Source organism: Oleiphilus sp. HI0067, assembly GCF_001635735.1.
The window spans coordinates 1-1,091 of sequence record NZ_LWFI01000994.1 but is presented as its reverse complement, the minus strand read 5'-3'; the positions used below and the strand labels follow the sequence as shown (position 1 = coordinate 1,091).

The following is a 1,091-nucleotide window of genomic DNA, read 5'->3' as shown; positions in this document are numbered from 1 at the left end:
CTCCCTCGTCGACATGCCCTGCTGGTTGGTTAAATACGCGTTTCCCGTGGCTAAGTTCTTCAACCATTAGATATTTACCATCTTGCTCTACCACGCAAGCAACGATGGCATGAGGCGTCCAAATATTTGTCATGACTCAGTTCTTTTCTTTTGATAATTACGAGGTTTGTTACTTTGCTTGGGTAAATGAACTGTTTCTGTTCGCATCTGTCCTGGTTTTAAGTCATCGAGTTTCCAAGGGCCGATGGCATGCCGAATCAGTCTAAGTGTCGGGAACCCTATATGTGCGGTCATTCTGCGAACTTGTCGGTTTCGACCCTCTGTAATGATGATTTCAAGCCAGCTTGTTGGGATGTTTTTTCTGTCGCGTACTGGAGGGTTTCTCTCCCACAAATCCGGAGGGGCGATCAATCGTGCTTTGGCTGGTTTCGTTGGACCATCTTTGAGAGTGACGCCTTTTTGAAGTTTTTCCAAGTCTCTATCATTTGGAATACCTTCGACCTGAACTAAATAAGTTTTGGGTAGCTTGTGTTTTGGATCGGCGATGCGTGACTGCAATTGACCGTCATTGACCAACAGCATTAAACCTTCAGAGTCGTAATCAAGGCGACCAGCTGGATACATGTCTTTGGTTTTGATGAATTGGGCAAGTGTGGACCTGCCTTCACGATCAGTGAATTGAGACAAGACGTTGAAGGGTTTGTTGAATAACAGTAGGTCAGCCATAAACTCGCTCGCAGATTACGTGCGAAGTCTACCAGAGCTATTCAAACAAAAGTAACTTTCTGAGGCGCACGAGAACGCCCCAGAATCACTAATAGCAACCCTTACATTATAGGGGCTTTAGCTTCTTCAATGTTTGAAGAAGTTTCGGAAACAGCCGCGATGCTCGGCGCTGCTTGTTCTTCTACTGAAATTACTTCGTCGTCAAGATTCGCTACTTGATTTTGTGCGACTTCTGCTGACTGTATATTTACAGCGTGCACGCCTTTGTTGCTCGGCTGTTTTTCAAACATCACCGACTGTCCAGCTTTTCAGGTTTTATACCCATCCATTTGAATTGATGAGAAGTGTGCGAATAGGTCTTCAGT

The 1,091-nt window shown here is 45.1% G+C and carries 2 protein-coding genes; both read right to left on the bottom strand.

Annotation, left to right across the window (positions count from 1 at the left end; all coding sequences use genetic code 11):
• Window positions 1-129: 129 nt before the first annotated feature.
• Window positions 130-726: a pseudouridine synthase gene (locus A3739_RS12950; RefSeq protein WP_068476493.1), complete on the bottom strand. Its 597-nt coding sequence runs from the start codon at window positions 724-726 to the stop codon at window positions 130-132.
• A gap of 101 nt (window positions 727-827) precedes the next feature.
• The gene (locus A3739_RS29940; RefSeq protein ID WP_197472301.1) at window positions 828-1,019 is read right to left on the bottom strand and encodes a hypothetical protein; all 192 of its coding nucleotides are present in this window, start codon (window positions 1,017-1,019) and stop codon (window positions 828-830) included.
• Window positions 1,020-1,091: the final 72 nt, after the last annotated feature.

Coding starts and splice junctions, on each gene's coding strand:
- A3739_RS12950 (WP_068476493.1), bottom strand. CDS start 726: ATGGCTGACCTACTGTTATTCAACAAACCCTTCAACGTCTTGTCTCAA.